Annotated in this window: 12 protein-coding genes; 3 read left to right on the forward strand and 9 right to left on the reverse strand. The window is 64.5% G+C overall.

What is annotated here, in order from left to right; all coding sequences use genetic code 11:
• Window positions 1-36: 36 nt before the first annotated feature.
• From AC07VL_RS02010 to kdpF, 7 genes are all read right to left on the reverse strand, one after another.
• Window positions 37-786, reverse strand: coding sequence for a TorF family putative porin (locus tag AC07VL_RS02010; protein WP_494804374.1), 750 nt, complete (start codon window positions 784-786; stop codon window positions 37-39).
• Between the two features lie 131 nt (window positions 787-917).
• On the reverse strand, window positions 918-1,616 hold the full coding sequence (gene kdpE, locus AC07VL_RS02015) for a two-component system response regulator KdpE (RefSeq protein ID WP_494804375.1): 699 nt from the start codon (window positions 1,614-1,616) through the stop codon (window positions 918-920).
• Window positions 1,613-4,363 (reverse strand): DUF4118 domain-containing protein, encoded by a 2,751-nt coding sequence (locus tag AC07VL_RS02020; protein WP_494804376.1) that lies wholly within the window; start codon window positions 4,361-4,363, stop codon window positions 1,613-1,615. Before AC07VL_RS02020 ends, kdpE begins: the two co-directional genes overlap by 4 nt.
• A 58-nt stretch (window positions 4,364-4,421) precedes the next feature.
• Window positions 4,422-4,997 carry a potassium-transporting ATPase subunit KdpC gene (gene kdpC, locus AC07VL_RS02025; RefSeq protein WP_494804377.1) on the reverse strand — a complete coding sequence of 192 codons (576 nt, stop codon included), beginning with the start codon at window positions 4,995-4,997 and terminating at the stop codon, window positions 4,422-4,424.
• Between the two features lie 10 nt (window positions 4,998-5,007).
• Window positions 5,008-7,086 (reverse strand): potassium-transporting ATPase subunit KdpB, encoded by a 2,079-nt coding sequence (gene kdpB, locus AC07VL_RS02030; protein ID WP_494804378.1) that lies wholly within the window; start codon window positions 7,084-7,086, stop codon window positions 5,008-5,010.
• Between the two features lie 9 nt (window positions 7,087-7,095).
• On the reverse strand, window positions 7,096-8,901 hold the full coding sequence (gene kdpA / locus AC07VL_RS02035) for a potassium-transporting ATPase subunit KdpA (protein ID WP_494804379.1): 1,806 nt from the start codon (window positions 8,899-8,901) through the stop codon (window positions 7,096-7,098).
• On the reverse strand, window positions 8,901-8,990 hold the full coding sequence (gene kdpF / locus AC07VL_RS02040; protein WP_034746483.1) for a K(+)-transporting ATPase subunit F: 90 nt from the start codon (window positions 8,988-8,990) through the stop codon (window positions 8,901-8,903). Before kdpF ends, kdpA begins: the two co-directional genes overlap by 1 nt.
• A 463-nt stretch (window positions 8,991-9,453) precedes the next feature.
• Here kdpF and AC07VL_RS02045 point away from each other — a divergent pair, with 463 nt between their 5' ends.
• From AC07VL_RS02045 to AC07VL_RS02055, 3 genes are all read left to right on the forward strand, one after another.
• Complete coding sequence (locus AC07VL_RS02045) at window positions 9,454-11,451, forward strand: DNA topoisomerase IV subunit B (protein ID WP_494804380.1); 1,998 nt, start codon at window positions 9,454-9,456, stop codon at window positions 11,449-11,451.
• A 49-nt stretch (window positions 11,452-11,500) separates the two neighbouring features.
• On the forward strand, window positions 11,501-13,855 hold the full coding sequence (gene parC, locus AC07VL_RS02050) for a DNA topoisomerase IV subunit A (protein WP_494804381.1): 2,355 nt from the start codon (window positions 11,501-11,503) through the stop codon (window positions 13,853-13,855).
• Between the two features lie 184 nt (window positions 13,856-14,039).
• Window positions 14,040-14,228, forward strand: coding sequence for a helix-turn-helix domain-containing protein (locus tag AC07VL_RS02055; protein WP_494804382.1), 189 nt, complete (start codon window positions 14,040-14,042; stop codon window positions 14,226-14,228).
• Here the strand turns inward: AC07VL_RS02055 and AC07VL_RS02060 are convergent.
• Entirely contained in the window at window positions 14,225-14,563 is a 339-nt protein-coding gene (locus tag AC07VL_RS02060) for a hypothetical protein (RefSeq protein WP_494804383.1), read from the reverse strand. The genes AC07VL_RS02055 and AC07VL_RS02060 overlap by 4 nt on opposite strands.
• 35 nt (window positions 14,564-14,598) lie before the next feature.
• Window positions 14,599-16,935, reverse strand: a complete 2,337-nt coding sequence (locus tag AC07VL_RS02065; RefSeq protein ID WP_494804384.1) for a DUF8189 domain-containing protein — start codon at window positions 16,933-16,935, stop codon at window positions 14,599-14,601.

The following is a 16,935-nucleotide window of genomic DNA, read 5'->3' on the forward strand; positions in this document are numbered from 1 at the left end:
AAAGGCGGCGCCTGCGCCGCCTCTCCCCTCCGTCATTTAAAACGTCTTGCTGACCGTCAACTGCAGCGCCGTCTTGCCCATGAATTTACCATTTACGGGAGAAGCATAGGCGGACTTGCCTGCGTTGGTGCCGATCACGGCCAGCGCACCCGTCACAATGCCGAAATCGCGCGTCACGCCCGCCTTCCAGTCCGTGTAGCTAGCCGCGTCATTGTTTTTGACCTTCTGGTGGCCCGCGTGCAGGTTGCCGGTCCAGCCCTTGCCCAGGTCGATATTCGCGCCGATATCCAGGTAGCCGCTGTTCTTGCTGTTAACGATGCCGAACAGGTTGGAGACGGCGTGCGAATACTTGACATAGGCGGGACCATACGACAGCTGGCCGTAGACTTCCTGCGTATCCGCGTCGGCCAGGCCGGCGACGTGCTTCAAGCCGTTGTCCGCATACACATACGCCAGCACGCCGACGTCATAGCCGATCGCCTCGTTGAACTGGCCGCGCTTGCCCGCATACAGATCCACTTCCATGTCGCCGCTGCCGCCCGCATCCTTGGTCCACTTGATGGTCGAGGCCCAGGCGCCCGCGTACAGGCCCGTCGGATTGTTGATGTAATCCACGCCGCCCTGCAGGGCCGGCTTCAAACGCGTCTGCGAGATGCCCCGATAACGGTAGTCGGACACGCCGGCCACGTTGAAACTGACTTCATTGTCGGGCTTGGCCTCGTCCGCGTGGGCCAGGCTGCCGGTAAAAGCGGTGGCGACGGCGAGTGCGAATAGCATTTTATTCATGGTTTTTTCTTCTTCATGGGTGGTATGGGCCTTTGCCAACATGGCGCAGCTGGCCCGCCGCTGCAAAATTTTGGGTAAAGCATCCCCCTGGCGCGCGCGGCGCCTGTTTTCAAACAGGGGATTAACGGGTGTTAGAGCGGCAGCAACAACCTGTAGCCGACGGCCGTTTCCGTCAGCAGATACTGCGGTTGGGCCGGATCGGCTTCCAGCTTCTGGCGCAAATGGCCCATGTAGATGCGCAGGTAATGGCCGTTCTCGCTGTTCGATGGCCCCCACACTTCGCGCAGCAGCTGCGGATTGGTGACCACCCTGCCCGCGTTTTTCACCAGCACCGACAGCAGGCGAAATTCCGTCGGCGTCATGTGCACCAGCTGCCTGTTGCGCGTTACCAGGCGGTCCTTCAAGTCGACGCGCACGTCGCCGAACTGCACCACGCCATCATCGCTGGCGGCGGGCTGGCGCTGGCGGCGCAAGGTGGCACGCACGCGGGCCAGCAGCTCGCCCACGCCGAACGGCTTGGTGAGATAGTCGTCGGCACCGGCGTCGAGCGCGCGGATCTTGTCCTCCTCGTCGACGCGCGCCGAGAGCACGATGATGGGCACGGCCGACCACTTGCGGATGTCGGCGATGAAATCGATGCCGTCGCCATCGGGCAAGCCCAGGTCCAGCACGATCAGGTCGGGCCGGCGCGTCCCTGCATCGATCAGTCCCCGCTGCAAGGTGGCCGACTCGAAAATCTGCCAGCCCTCGTCTTCCAGCGCGGAGCGCACGAAACGGCGGATTTGCGGTTCATCCTCGACCAGCAAGGCCGTGGCGGAAGGTTCGTTCATGATGGTTTTCCTGTTTCAAAATCGCTTGCATCGTCCAGCTCCGCTTCCGGCAAGGCCGGCGGCGTACCCAGCGGCAAGGTAAATACCAGGGCCGCGCCCTGTCCCTGTGCTGGCGGCTGCGCGTGGATGGTGCCGCCATGCGCTTCCACAATGGCGCGGCAGATGGCCAGTCCCAGGCCCACGCCTGGCTTGTTCGATTCGCGCTCGCCGCGCGTAAATTTTTCAAAGATGGCTTCTTCGCGGCCCGCTGGCAGGCCGGGACCATCATCCGCCACCGTCACCTGCAGGAACTGGCCATGCGTCCTGGCTCCGATGCTGATGGTACTGCCTGGTGGCGTGTACTTGGCCGCGTTTTCCAGCAGATTGCACAACACGCGCTCGACCAGCACGGCGTCATAACGCACCAGCGGCAAGTCCGGCGCCAGCTGCGTCTGTACTTTATGCTGCTGCAATTGCGGGCCGCTGGCGCGCAGCGCGCTGCCCACCACCTCTTCCAGCGCCTGCCATTGCAGGTTCAGGCGCACCTGCCCGCTCTCGATGCGCGCCATGTCCAGCAAGTTCGCCACCAGGGCGCTCATGCGCACGGTTTCGGACTGCAGCGAACGGGCCATGTCCAGCTGCGCGGGCGACAAAGCGGGCCGCGACAAGGCCAGCGACTCGGCCAGGCCCACCAGCGACGTCAATGGCGTGCGCAAGTCATGCGACAGGGCTGCCAGCAGCGAATTGCGCAGCCGTTCCGACTCCATCTGCACCAGCGCGCCCTGCGCCACCTCGATGTAATGCACGCGTTCGAGGGCGATGGCAGCCAGCGCGGCAAAGGTATCGAGGTGCTGGCGCTGTTCCGGCACCAGCAGCCAGCGCCCATGCTGCGGCGCCTGCAGCGGCAGCAGCGCCAGCACCCCCCGCGTGCGCATGGGCGCGATCAGCGGCAGATAGAAAGTCGGCGAGGCGGGCAAGGTGTCCGTGCCCGTACCGGCTGCCTGCGCGTGGTCGAAGGCCCACTGGGCGATGCCCAAGTCCATCTCCAGCGGCTCCGTTGCGCCATTCGGAGCCTGCAATCGTCCCTCGTCATCGGGCAGCAGCAAGGTGGCGCGCGCACGGAAGGCACGTTCGATGGCGCTTTTCGTGATGTCGAAAATCTGCTCCGTCTGCAGCACGCCGGACAATTCCCGCGAAAACTCGTACAAGGCGCGCGCGCGGGCTTCGCGGTGCGACGCCACGCGCGCCTGGAAGCGCAGACCCGCCGTCAAATGCCCGGTAATCAAACCCACGGCCAGCATCACGCCAAACGTGATCACATACTGGAAATCGCCGACGGCAAAGGAAAATCGCGGCGGCACAAAGATGAAATCGAAGCAGGCCACGCCCACCAGGCTCGCCAGCGCCGCCGGCCCACGTCCCAGGCGCACGGCCACCAGCACCACCGTCAGCAAAGACAGCATGGCGATATTGGCCAGGTCCAGGTAAGGCTGCAGCGGTACCGAGGCGAGCGCCGTGGCCAGGCTGGCGCCAGCTGCCAGGAGGTAGCGCCAGTGGCGCGAAGCCCGGCGCGGAGCCGGTGCCGCGTCGCCTGCCGCGCGCCGCACGGGCGCATCGGCCGGCGGCAACCCCACCGCGATCAGGTCGATATCGGGTGCCAGGCTGGCCATGCGCGCAGCCGGCGGCGCCTTCCACAGGCGCACCAGCGCGCCGGCGCGGCCACGCCCGACGATGACTTTCGAGATGTTCGCATTGCGCGCATAGTCGACCACGGCGGCGGCGATGTCGCCCGACGGCACAATGGCCGTGCGCGCACCCAGGTCCTGCGCCAGTTTCAGGGTTTTCAGGATGCGTTCACGCTCGGGCGCGGGCAGGCGCTGCAAGCGGGGCGTTTCCACGTACAACGCATGCCATTCGGCGTTCAGCTGGCTGGCCAGGCGCGCCGTGCTGCGGATCACGTGTTCGCCCCCGGCGCGCGGCCCCACGCAAGCCAGCAGCGCGGCACCCGTTTTCCAGACGGGATTGATGGATTTCTCCACGCGATAGGCCTGCACGTCATCCTGCACGCGGTCCGCCGTGCGGCGCAAGGCCAGTTCACGCAAGGCGATCAAATTCCCCTTGCGGAAAAAATGCTGCGACGCCCGCTCCGCCTGCAGCACGTGATACACCTTGCCCTGCTTCAGGCGGCGCAGCAGCTCGTCGGCGGGAATATCGACCAGCACCACTTCATCGGCGCGGTCGAACACCGTGTCGGGCAAAGTCTCTGCCACGCGCACGCCCGTAATCCCGCCCACAACATCGTTGAGGCTTTCCAGATGCTGTACGTTGACGGTCGAGAGCACATCGATGCCCGCCGCCAGCAATTCCTCGACATCCTGCCAGCGCTTCGGATGGCGCGAACCGGCCACGTTCGAGTGCGCCAGTTCATCCATCAGTATCAGGGGCGGCGCGCGGCGCAGCGCTTCGTCCAGGTCGAACTCGAACAGCGTCTTGCCGCGGTACTCGATCGCCTTGAGGGGCAGCACGGGCAAGCCGTCGAGCAGGGCTGCCGTATCCTGGCGCCCATGCGTCTCCACCACGCCCACCAGCAAAGCCTGGCCATCGGCCAGCAGCTTGCGGGCGGCGGCCAGCATCGCGTAGGTCTTGCCCACGCCGGCCGAGGCGCCGAAATAAATGCGCAGCCTGCCGCGGGCGGCTTTCTTTTCCTGCGCCTGCACCTGCGCCAGCAGGGCATCAGGGTCGGGGCGTTGGCTGTCGTTGGGAAGCATGGGTCTCTTTTAAGGTCAACATTGGGGGCAAAACCGGCGGCCTTGCCCCGACATCATCTTACTTCTGCGCCGCATCGAGCGCCAGATTCAGTTCCAGCACATTCACGCGCGCTTCGCCGAAAAAGCCGATATATGCGGTTTTCTGTACCTTGGCGATGGCATTTTCCACCTGTGCCAACGGCACGGCGCGCACGCGGGCCACGCGCGGCGCCTGGTACAGGGCGCCTGCCAGGCTGATTTCCGGGTCCAGGCCGCTGCCCGACGCCGTCACCAGATCGACGGGAATGGGATTGCGGTTGCCCGGATCGGCCGCCTGCAGGGCCGCGATGCGCGCCTTGACGGCGTCCACCAGGGCCGGATTCGTCGGCCCCAGGTTGGAACCGCCCGAACCGGCGCCATTATTGGCCATTGGCGCGGTGGCCGATGGGCGGCCCCAGAAGTACTTGAGCGAGGTGAAGGATTGGCCGATCAGCGTCGAGCCGACGGGCTTGCCACCACGCTCGACGATGCTGCCGTTGGCTTCATCGTTGAAAGCCAGTTGGCCGATGCCGGCCGTGGCAAACGGATAGACGACGCCGCAGATCACGGTCAGCGCGGCAAACAGGACCAGGGCGGGACGTACGATGGTGCTCATGATGGTTCCTTTAGACGAGATTGAGTGCGGACAGCAGCATGTCGATCAGCTTGATGCCGATGAAGGGCAGGATGATTCCGCCCACGCCATAGATCAGCAGGTTGCGGCGCAACAGCATGGCCGCGCCGATGGCCCGGTACTGCACGCCTTTCAAGGCCAGCGGGATCAGCACGACGATGATCAAGGCATTGAAGATCACGGCCGACATGATGGCCGAGGCGGGGCTGGCCAGGTGCATGATGTCCAGCGCCTTCAGCTGCGGATAGGTGCCCACGAAGGCGGCCGGGATGATGGCGAAGTACTTGGCGATGTCGTTCGAGATCGAAAACGTCGTCAGCGAACCGCGCGTCATCAGCATCTGCTTGCCGATTTCGACGATTTCCAGCAGCTTGGTCGGATTCGAATCGAGGTCAACCATATTGCCCGCCTCCTTGGCCGCCTGCGTGCCCGAATTCATGGCCACGGCCACGTCGGCCTGGGCCAGTGCCGGCGCGTCGTTGGTGCCGTCGCCCGTCATCGCCACCAGCCGGCCTTCGGACTGGTAGCTGCGGATGAGTTTCAGCTTGTCTTCCGGCGTCGCCTCGGCGAGGAAGTCATCCACGCCCGCCTCGGCGGCAATCGCCGCCGCCGTCAGCTTGTTGTCGCCCGTGATCATGACCGTCTTGATGCCCATGCGGCGCAGTTCCGCGAAGCGTTCCTTGATGCCGCCCTTGACGATATCCTTCAGCTCCACGGCGCCCATGACACGGCCATCGTCGACCACCACCAGCGGCGTGCTGCCGCGGCGCGCGATGTCGTCGACGGCGCGCGCCACGTCGTCCGGATACGGCTGGCCCAGCGCTTCCACGTATTTTTTCATGGAATCGGCCGCGCCCTTGCGCAGCTGGCGCACCTGCTGTTCGCCGCGAATATCCACGCCGCTCATGCGCGTTTGCGCCGTGAAGGGCACGAAGGTGGCGTGCAGGCTGGCCATTTCGCGCTCGCGGATGTTGAACTTCTGCTTGGCCAGTACGACGATGCTGCGCCCTTCCGGCGTTTCATCGGCCAGGGAAGCCAGCTGCGCCGCGTCGGCCAGCTGCTGCTCCGTCACGCCGGGCGCCGGCACGAAGCTCGACGCCTGGCGGTTGCCCAGGGTGATGGTGCCGGTTTTATCGAGCAGCAGCACGTCGACGTCGCCGGCCGCTTCCACGGCGCGTCCCGAGGTGGCGATCACGTTGGCCTGCATCATGCGGCTCATGCCGGCCACGCCGATGGCCGACAGCAGGCCGCCGATGGTGGTCGGAATCAGGCACACGAGCAGCGCGATCAGCACGGTGATGGTCACCGGCGTGCCACTGCCGGCCGCCGCCACGGAAAACAGCGAATACGGCAGCAGGGTCACGGTGACGATCAGGAAGACGATGGACAGGGCCACGAGCAGGATCGTCAGGGCGATTTCATTCGGCGTCTTCTGGCGCTTGGCGCCTTCGACCATGGCGATCATGCGGTCGATGAAGGCTTCGCCAGGGTTGACGGAGACGCGCACCAGCAGCCAGTCCGACAGCACGCGGGTGCCGCCCGTCACGGCGGAAAAGTCGCCGCCCGACTCACGGATGACGGGAGCCGATTCGCCCGTGATGGCGCTTTCGTCGACGGAGGCCACGCCGGCCGTCACTTCGCCGTCGGCGGGAATCACGTCGCCCGCCTCGACCAGCACCGTCATGCCCTTGCGCAGGTCGGTGGCGGGAGTGGGCAGCCAGGAGGTGCCGTACTTCGGCGTTTGCATTTTCTTCGCCATCACCGTCTGCTTCAGGGCGCGCAGCGAGGCCGCCTGCGCCTTGCTGCGGCCCTCGGCCAGCGCTTCGGCGAAGTTCGCGAACAGCACGGTAAACCACAGCCACACGGCGACGGCGACGATGAAGCCGAACGGCGCCTCGCCCTGGCCGTTCAGGGCCTGGATGGCCAACAGGGTCGTGATGATGCTGCCCACATAGACAACGAACATCACGGGGCTGCGCCACTGCGTGCGGGGGTCAAGTTTTTTGAACGCATCGACGACGGCGGGGCCGATCAGTGCGGAATCGAACAAAGTCAGGCTTGTGCGTGACATGGTAGCCTCTTATTTGATGAAAAGTTGCAGGTGTTCGACGATCGGGCCCAGGGCCAGCGCGGGAACGTAATTGAGCACGCCGACGAGCACGACGACGCCGATCAGCAGGCCGATGAACATGGGGCCGTGCGTGGGCATGGTGCCGGCATTGGGCGACAGGCGCTGCTTGGCCGCCAGCGAACCGGCCACCGCCAGCACGGGCACGATCACGCCGAAGCGGCCGAACCACATGGCGATCGCCAGCATCACGTTGTAGAACGGCGTGTTGGCGGACAGGCCCGCAAATGCGCTGCCGTTGTTGTTGGCCGCCGAGGTGAAGGCATAGAGGATTTCAGAGAAACCATGCGCGCCCGGATTGGCCACGCCGATCTTGCCCGGTTCGACCATCACGGCGATCGCCGTACCCGTCAGCACCAGGGCCGGCGTCACCAGGATTGCCAGCGACACCATCTTCATTTCATAGGCCTGGATTTTCTTGCCCAGGTATTCAGGCGTGCGGCCTATCATCAGGCCAGCGATGAAGACGGCCAGGATGGCGAACATCAGCATGCCGTACAGGCCCGTGCCCACGCCGCCGAAGATCACTTCGCCGAACTGCATCAGCAGCAGCGGCACCATGCCGCCGAGCGGCATATAGGAGTCGTGCATGGAATTGACGGCGCCGCACGATGCCGCCGTCGTCACGGCCGCGAACAGGGTCGAGGAGCTGATGCCGAAGCGCGTTTCCTTGCCTTCCATATTGCCGCCCGCTTGCAGGCTGCTGGCCTGCTGGTCCACGCCCAAGGCCTGCAGCGCAGGATTGGCTTGCTGCTCGGCGCTCATCACGCCCGCCGTCATGACGACAAAGATCAGGGTCATGGCGGCCAGCACGGCCCAGCCCTGGCGCATGTCGCCCACCATGCTGCCAAAAGTGAAGCACAGGCCGGCGGGAATGAGGAAGATGGCCAGCATCTGCAGGAAGTTCGACAGCACGCTGGGGTTTTCATACGGGTGGGCGGAGTTGGCGTTGAAGAAGCCGCCGCCATTCGTGCCCAGCAGCTTGATCGATTCCTGCGAGGCAACGGGGCCCATCGCGATGGTCTGCGTCTTTGCAACTTGCGCCTCCATCACGGGCTTGCCTGCCGCATCGAGCACGGCTTGGCCGTCAGCCGTCACCTTCGGCGTTTCATACGCCACCTGGTCGAGCAGGGTCACTTCCTTGTAGGCGGAAAAATTCTGGATCATGCCTTCGCCCATGAAGACGACGGACAGGGCCAGGGACAGCGGCAGCAGGATGTACAGCGTGGAGCGCACCAGGTCGACCCAGAAATTGCCGATCGATTTGCCCGAGCGCGAGGCAAAGCCGCGCACCAGCGCGAAGATCACGGCAATGCCGGTGGCTGCCGAGAAGAAGTTCTGGCACGCCATGCCCAGCATCTGCGTCAGGTAGCTCATGGTCTGTTCGCCGCCGTAGCCCTGCCAGTTGGTGTTGGCGACGAAGCTGATGGCGGTATTGAACGAGGAATCGGGGCTGACGGCGCCGAGTCCCTGTGGATTCAAGGGCAAAAAGCCCTGCAGGCGCTGCAGCCCGTAGACAAAGAAAGCGCCCACGGTATTGAAGACGATCAGGGCGATGGCATAGCCTTTCCAGCCCATGGCCTTGTCGGCGGGCAGACCGGACCAGCGGTACAGCAGGTTTTCCAGTTTTTGCAGCCAGCCCAGGCCGCGCACGGGGCCGTCGCCGGCCACCTTGGCCATGTACAGGCCCAGCGGATAGGCGGCCGCCAGCAGCACGAGAAGGAAAGCGGCCAATAACAGTATCGATTGCGTCGTCATCACAGCTCCTCCGCCTTCAGCAGCGCCACCAGCAGATACACGAGCAGGCCGGCCGAGACAACGGCGCCCAGCACATAAAAGGCATTCATTTGACGCTCCCCAGTTTGTCGCAGGCCACGGCAAAGCCGGCCACCACGACGAAAAAAACGGCAATCAAGCCGAGATACACGATGTCCATTCCCACCCTCATACAGGTTTGTTTTGATAGTGAGCAGATTAGCCAAAAGGGTCTAAAAAATTCGTAAAGACTGGGGAGGCGGCTGTAAACAAGATGTAAAAATGGCGGCTTTACCGCATAAAATCCTTCACAATTGGCGCCAAACCGCGCGCATGGCGCACCGTTGTTGCCCCGGAGTAGCGCTATTGCTCGCGGGACAAGATAGAATGCGCGAGCGTCCGCACAAGGACGCCTAGCCTGCCGCACTGCCCTCCCCCAGTGACGCTGGACGGGATATACTGTATATTCATACAGTTATCGCCGCCGCTGTCACTGCGCCGCGCAGTGCCCCGGCCTGGCGTTCCAACCCTAGTCTTTATTTAGCTTGAACACGTATGGCCACTAAAAAACCAGCATCCGACTACAGCGAATCATCCATCCGTGTCCTGAAAGGACTGGAACCCGTCAAGCAGCGCCCGGGGATGTACACCCGCACTGAAAATCCGCTGCACATCATTCAGGAAGTGATCGACAATGCCTCCGACGAGGCGCTGGGCGGTCATTGCACGCATATCGCCGTGACGCAAAACACGGATGGCAGCATCACCGTCGAAGACAATGGCCGCGGCATTCCCGTCGGCCTGCACCCGGAAGAGGGCGTGCCGACGGTGGAAATCGTGTTTACGCGGCTGCACGCGGGCGGCAAGTTCGACAAGGGTTCGGGCGGGGCCTACGCGTTCTCGGGCGGCTTGCACGGCGTCGGCGTGTCCGTCACCAATGCGCTGTCCTCGCGCCTGGAAATCACTGTCTGGCGCAAGGAAAGCGACGGCAACGGCTTGCATCACATGGTGTTTGCCAACGGCGACGTGATCGAGCCGCTGAATTCCCGCCCTGCCCCGCGCGACGGCAAGAAGTCCGGTACGCGCGTCACTGCCTGGCCCGATCCGAAGTATTTTGATTCGCCGAACATTTCGCAAACCGAGCTGCAACGCCTGCTGCGCTCGAAAGCCGTGCTGCTGCCCGGCGTCACCGTCACCCTCACCAATGCCAAGACGGGCGATACGCAGACCTGGCTGTACGCGGAAGGCTTGCGCGGCTACCTGACCGAATCGCTGGCGCAGGTATCGAATGGCGAAACCCTGATTCCCCTGTTCGAAGGCGCGCAATATGCGGGTCCGGACTCGGAAGGCTTTGCCGAAGGCGAAGGCGCCGCCTGGGTGGTCGCGTGGACGGAAGAAGGCGCCATCGTGCGCGAATCGTATGTCAACCTGATTCCCACCTCGAACGGCGGCACGCATGAATCGGGCTTGCGCGACGGCCTGTTCGGCGCCGTGAAAAACTTCGTCGAGATGCACTCGTTGCTGCCGAAAGGCGTGAAACTGCTGCCTGAAGACGTGTTCGCGCGCGCTTCCTTCGTGCTGTCGGCGAAAGTGCTGGACCCGCAATTCCAGGGCCAGATCAAGGAACGCCTGAACTCGCGCGACGCCGTGCGCCTCGTCTCGACCTTCACCAAGCCGCCGCTGGAACTGTGGCTGAACCAGCACGTCGACTACGGCAAGAAGCTGGCCGAGCTGGTGATCAAGCAGGCGCAGTCGCGCCAGCGCTCGCTGCAGAAAGTGGAAAAGAAAAAATCCTCGGGCGTGGCCGTCCTGCCGGGCAAGCTGACGGACTGCGAATCGTCGGACATCGCGCGCAATGAACTGTTCCTCGTCGAGGGCGACTCGGCGGGTGGTTCGGCCAAGATGGGCCGCGACAAGGAATTCCAGGCCATCCTGCCACTGCGCGGCAAGGTCTTGAATTCGTGGGAAACGGACCGCGACCGCCTGTTCGCCAATAACGAGATCCACGATATCGCGGTGGCCATCGGCGTCGACCCGCACAGCATCGGCGACACGCCCGACCTGTCCGGCCTACGCTATGGCAAGATCTGCATCCTGTCCGATGCGGACGTGGATGGCTCGCACATCCAGGTACTGCTGCTGACGCTGTTCTTCAAGCACTTCCCCGCGCTGATCAACAAGGGCCACATCTGCATCGCCCGTCCGCCCCTGTACCGCGTCGACGCGCCCGCGCGCGGCAAGAAGCCGATGCAGAAAATCTACGCGCTCGACGATGGCGAACTGCTGGCCATCGAGGACAAGCTGCGCAAGGAAGGCGTGAAGCAGGGCGCCTGGTCCATCTCGCGCTTCAAGGGCCTGGGCGAGATGAATGCGGAACAGCTGTGGGAAACGACGATGAACCCGGACACGCGCCGCCTGCTGCCCGTGACCCTGGGCGAAATCGACCACATGACGTCCGCCGCCCGCTTCAATATGCTGATGGGCAAGGGCGAGGCGGCAGGACGCCGCGCCTGGATCGAGGAACACGGCAATGAAGCCGAGGCCGACATCTGATCCTGGCAGTTTGCGCCCCCAAAAGATAACCTTAGTTGCAAGATAAACCATGTCCACACAAACCAATTTATTTGACGATGCCCAGCCTGAGCCGATCGAACCGGATGAACCGGTATTCGACGGCGAAGCGCTGACCCTGTCCACCTTCGCCGAGCGTGCCTATCTCGACTACGCCATCTCCGTCGTCAAGGGCCGCGCCCTGCCCGACGTCTGCGATGGCCAGAAGCCCGTGCAGCGCCGCATCCTGTATGCGATGAATGAGCTGGGATTGAATTCCACGGCGAAGCCGCGCAAATCGGCGGCCGTGGTGGGCGACGTGCTGGGTAAGTTGCACCCGCACGGCGACCAGTCCGTGTACGACGCGCTGGTGCGCATGGCGCAGGATTTCTCGCTGCGCTACCCGCTCATCGATGGCCAGGGCAACTTCGGCTCGCGCGACGGCGACGGCGCGGCGGCCATGCGTTACACGGAAGCGCGCCTGACGCCGATCGCCAAGCTGCTGATGGACGAAATCGGCATGGGCACGGTGGATTTCCAGCCCAACTATGACGGCTCCACGGAAGAACCGAAGCTGCTGCCGGCGCGCCTGCCGATGGTGCTGCTGAACGGCGCCTCCGGCATCGCCGTGGGCCTGGCGACGGAAATCCCGTCGCACAACCTGACGGAAGTGGCCAAGGCGGCGGTCGCCATGATCCGCGATCCGAAGATCACGCACGCCGAACTGATGGCCATCATGCCCGGCCCGGACTTCCCCGGCGGCGGCCAGATCATCACGCCGCCCTCGCAGATCCAGGACATGTACGCGAGCGGCCGTGGCAGCATGAAAGTGCGCGCCCGCTGGAAGATCGAGGAACTGGCGCGCGGCCAGTGGCAAGCCGTCGTGACGGAGCTGCCGCCGGGTACCTCGTCGCAAAAGGTGCTGGAAGAAATCGAGGAACTGACGAATCCGAAGATCAAGCTGGGCAAGAAGGCCCTGTCGCCGGAACAGGTGGCCCTGAAGGCCCTGATCCTCAATTCGCTCGACACCATCCGCGACGAATCGGGCCGCGCCGCGCCCGTACGCCTCGTGTTCGAGCCGAAGTCGAAGAACCAGGACCAGACGGAATTCATGCTGATGCTGCTGGCGCATACCTCGCTGGAATCGTCGACCTCGATCAACCTGGTGATGATCGGCGGCGATGGACGTCCGCGCCAGAAGGGCCTGGGCGACATCCTGCGCGAGTGGATCGATTTCCGCTTCACCACCGTCACCCGCCGCACCGGCTACAAGCTGGGCAAGGTCAAGGACCGCATCCATATCCTGGAAGGACGCGAAGCGATCCTGCTCAATATCGACAAGGTGATCCAGATCATCCGCAATTCGGACGAGCCGAAGGCGGCACTGATCGAGGCGTTCAAACTGTCCGAGCGCCAGGCCGACGATATCCTGGAAATCCGTTTGCGCCAGCTGGCGCGCCTGGAAACCATCAAGATCCAGCAGGAGCTGGCCGAGCTGCGCAAGGAAGAAAAGTCGCTGCAGGACCTGCTCGATAACCCGGGTTCGATGAAGCGTGCCATCATCCGCGAGATCGAGGCGGACGCCAAGCAGTTCGGCGACGCGCGCCGCACCCTGATCGAGGAAGCACAAAAAGCCGTGGCCGAACAGAAGGTGGTCGACGAACCCGTCACAGTCATCATTTCGGAAAAAGGCTGGGTGCGCGCGCGCACCGGCATCGGCCACGATGCGGCGCAGTTCACGTTCAAGGCGGGCGACTCCCTGCATGGCGCCTTCGAGTGCCGCACGGTCGACACCCTGCTGGGCTTTGGCAATAACGGCAGGATCTATTCCGTCCCCGTTTCGGCGCTGCCCAACGCCCGTGGCGACGGCGTGCCGATCACCACTTTGTGCGACCTGAGCGGCGGTACGCCGGGCAACGCCGTGCGCATCCTGCATTATTTTGCGGGCAATGGCGCCACCAGTTTGCTGCTCGCGTCGAGCGCCGGCTACGGCTTCATCGCCAAGGCGGGCGACATGGTCAGCCGCCTGAAAGGCGGCAAGGCCTTCATGTCGCTGGACGATGGCGACGTACCGCTCGAACCGAAAATCATCCCGGACGCGGCCAGCGCCGTGGCCTGCCTGACGGAAGGCGCGCGCCTGCTGGTATTCGGCCTCGATGAAATGAAAACCCTGTCCAAGGGCGGCACGGGCGTGAAGCTGATCGACCTGGAAGGCAAGGACAAGCTGCTGGCCGTGCAGCCGATCACGCAGCGCGGCGTGGTGGTCTCGGGTATCGGCCGGGCGTCGAAACCGCAGGAAGCATCGCTGGGCGCCACCGCCCTGGCCGACCATTTCGGCAAGCGCGCGCGCAAGGGCAAGCAGCTGGCGGCCAAGCTGAAGCCGGTATCGATGGCAGCCATCGGCTGACCGCCATCGCGCCACACGAAAAGACAGGTTCGCCTGTCTTTTTTTTCGTCCATCGCATCTGACAGCAGAGAAAATAATTTTACAGATAGGCGCCGTGCTCCCGTTATCCCTGCAGGCAGGCTACCGGCATGCCGCCCACGGACAGGAGAGCAAGGATGACACACAACGTTTCAGGTAGGCCGCCATGCAGCGCCTGACACCGGCAGAACGGCTGGTGGCGGCCATGGCGGCCGAAGGCTTGCCGTATAAAAGCATCGCCAGGGAACTGGGCAAGTCGCCGGCCACCGTGCGCAACCAGCTGCATGCTATTTACCAGAAGCTGGGTGTGGGCAACCGCACGGCGCTCGCGCACAAGCTGCGCGTCCAGCCTTAATGCCGCGCCAGGCGCAGCACGTCGGGCGTCGCTTCGACGATGTCGATCACGTCCTGCGCCCCGCCAGCATCACTGAGCGCATAGCGGCCCATGCCCAGGGGCACCAGCCGGGTAACGGGGCCAGCGCGGGGACGGTCGTCGGGGCCGGGCGCCATGGACGTCAATGTCACCTCACCTTGCGCCATGGCGCCGGCGGGCGCGCCAAACTCCAGCACCTTGCGCCCCTTGCGGCTGGGAGGAAAGGCGAAGGTGGCCGTGGGCCGGTACACCTCGATACCGTCGGCATCCTCCTCGAAGGAATGCGTCCAGCTGCCGCTGGGCAGTGCCGTTGCCATGCCGTGCATGCCTCCTCCCGTTTAACACATTGACGTCAGAAACACGATACCACGCCGCCCAGGCTTTCATAGCCATTCACGGAGGGCGACCAGGCCGTGCCGTTCCAGGCCTTGTGGAACAGGGCGCCGTTCGTGCCCGTGACAAACACATCGAGGCGGTTCGCCGCCCAGGCCGTGGCACGCGGACGTGACGTGCAAATGCCGCCCAGGCTTTCAAAACCCGTCACCGACGGCGCCCAGGCCGTTCCATTCCATGCCTTGTGGTACAGGGCACTGTCCGTGCCGATGACGAACACATCCAGCCGGTTGGCGGCCCACGACACGGCTTCCACCTCGCCCACGCAGATGCCGCCCAGGCGTTCGAAACCATCGACGGACGGTCCCCATTGCGTGCCATCCCACCATTTATGGTACAGGGCGCCATCGGTACCCGTGACAAATACGTCGAGACGGTTCGGTCCCCAGGCCACGGCGCGCGGCGACGAGGTGCAAATGCCGCCCAGGCGTTCATAGCCGGTCAGCGACGGGCCCCAGGCCGTACCGTCCCACCATTTGTGGTACAGGGCACGGTCCGTGCCGATGACAAACACATCCAGACGGTTCGCTCCCCACGCGACCGCTTCGGGCTGCCCCAGACAGATACCGCCCATGGCTTCGTAGCCCGTCAGCGACGGTCCCCAGGCAGCGCCGTTCCACCACTTGTGATACAGGCCCCGGTCCGTGCCGACGACAAACACGTCCAGGCGGTTCGGCCCCCAGGCCACGGCGCGCGGGTCACCCACGCACAGGCCGCCCATGGCTTCATAGCCCGTCAGCGACGGCCCCCAGGCCGTGCCATCCCACCATTTGTGAAACAAGCCGCTGTCCGTGCCCGTGACGAAGACATCGAGCCGGTTCGGTGCCCACGATACCACCTGCGGTGCGCTGGTACAGATGCCGCCCTGCCCTTCGTAGCCCGTGACCGATGGCGCCCAGGCCGTGCCGTTCCAGGCCTTGTGATACAGCGCCCGGTCCGTGCCCAGCACGAAGACGTCGAGGCGGTTCGCGCCCCAGGCCACGACTGGCGAGGAACTCTGGCGCGGCGTGGCGCCGCCCCCGCCGGTTCCCGTGCCGACGCTGGCGCGCGGGCCATCGAGGCAAGCCTGCATGCGCGCCACCTGGCCCGCCGTGAACATGAACATGGCGGGATCGTCGACATAATCCATGTAGTTCATGAACATGTCGCCATTTGGCCCGTTGCTGCAGGAAATATGGGGAAACGAGGGCTGGCCCGTGTTCGGCCCGCCCTGGTTCGGCGTGTCGGCCACGTTGTCCGTGCCCGAGCAGCCCGTGCCGTCGTCACCCCAGATATGGTTCAGGTTGAGCCAGTGCCCGATTTCGTGCGTGGCCGTGCGGCCCAGGTGGAAGGGGGGAGCAGCCGTGCCGATGGTGCCGAAGGCCGATTGCAGGATCACCACGCCATCGGTGGCTGCCGGCCCGCCGGGAAATTGCGCATAGCCCAGCAAGCCGCCACCCAGTTGGCAGACCCATATATTGAGGTAGGTATCGGCCGGCCACGCATTCATGCCGCCCGTCGCCTGCGATTTGACAGCGTCGTCCGCGCCAAACGATGTCACCGTCGTCTGGCGCCGCTCGATGCCACTGGTGGCCGCGCCATTCGGATCCGTCGTGGCCAGCGCAAACTCGACGCGCGCATCGGCCGTCAGCGGCAAGAATGGCGCCGGCGTATTGCCCACGTCGGCATTGGCGTGCCGATAATCGCGGTTCAGCACGTCGATCTGGCTGGCGATCTGCGCGTCCGAGATATTCTGCGCGGCCGTATTCCACACGACATGCACCACCACCGGTATCTGCGTCACGCCAGAACGCCCGGCAATGCCGCTGTCGCCCTCGTACAAGCCCGCCAGGTTTTCAATGTCGGCGCGTACGCGCGCGTACGACGGATCTTCGCTCAGCAAGCGACGATGCACGTCCATCGTGGCGCAGGTGCGTACCTGCGGCGTGCCGCCGCCTTGTCCCCCGCCGTCACCGCCCATGCCGCCACCGCCACCCGCGCCATCGCGGTCGCCTCCCATGCCGCCGCCATCGCCCACGTGCATGCAGCTGCTGCCCGGCATGCCCTGCGATGCCTGATGCATGCTGCCGCCGGGCATGTTCCCTGCGCCCCCGGCACCGGAACCGGCAGCCTGGATGGTGCCCTGGTCCACATACGACACGCCCAGGCGTGGCCCCGGCATGTCGTCGCTGCTGTCAGTGGCGGCAATGTCCGCCTGCACACTCCCCTCGACCGGCATGGCTTGCATGGAAGACATGGCGGGCATGCCTTCGGCGGAACCGGTTGCCGGCGATTTTTTCGTTTTAGCGGTGCTCAT

Source organism: Janthinobacterium sp. GW821-FHT03C08 (assembly GCF_059420905.1).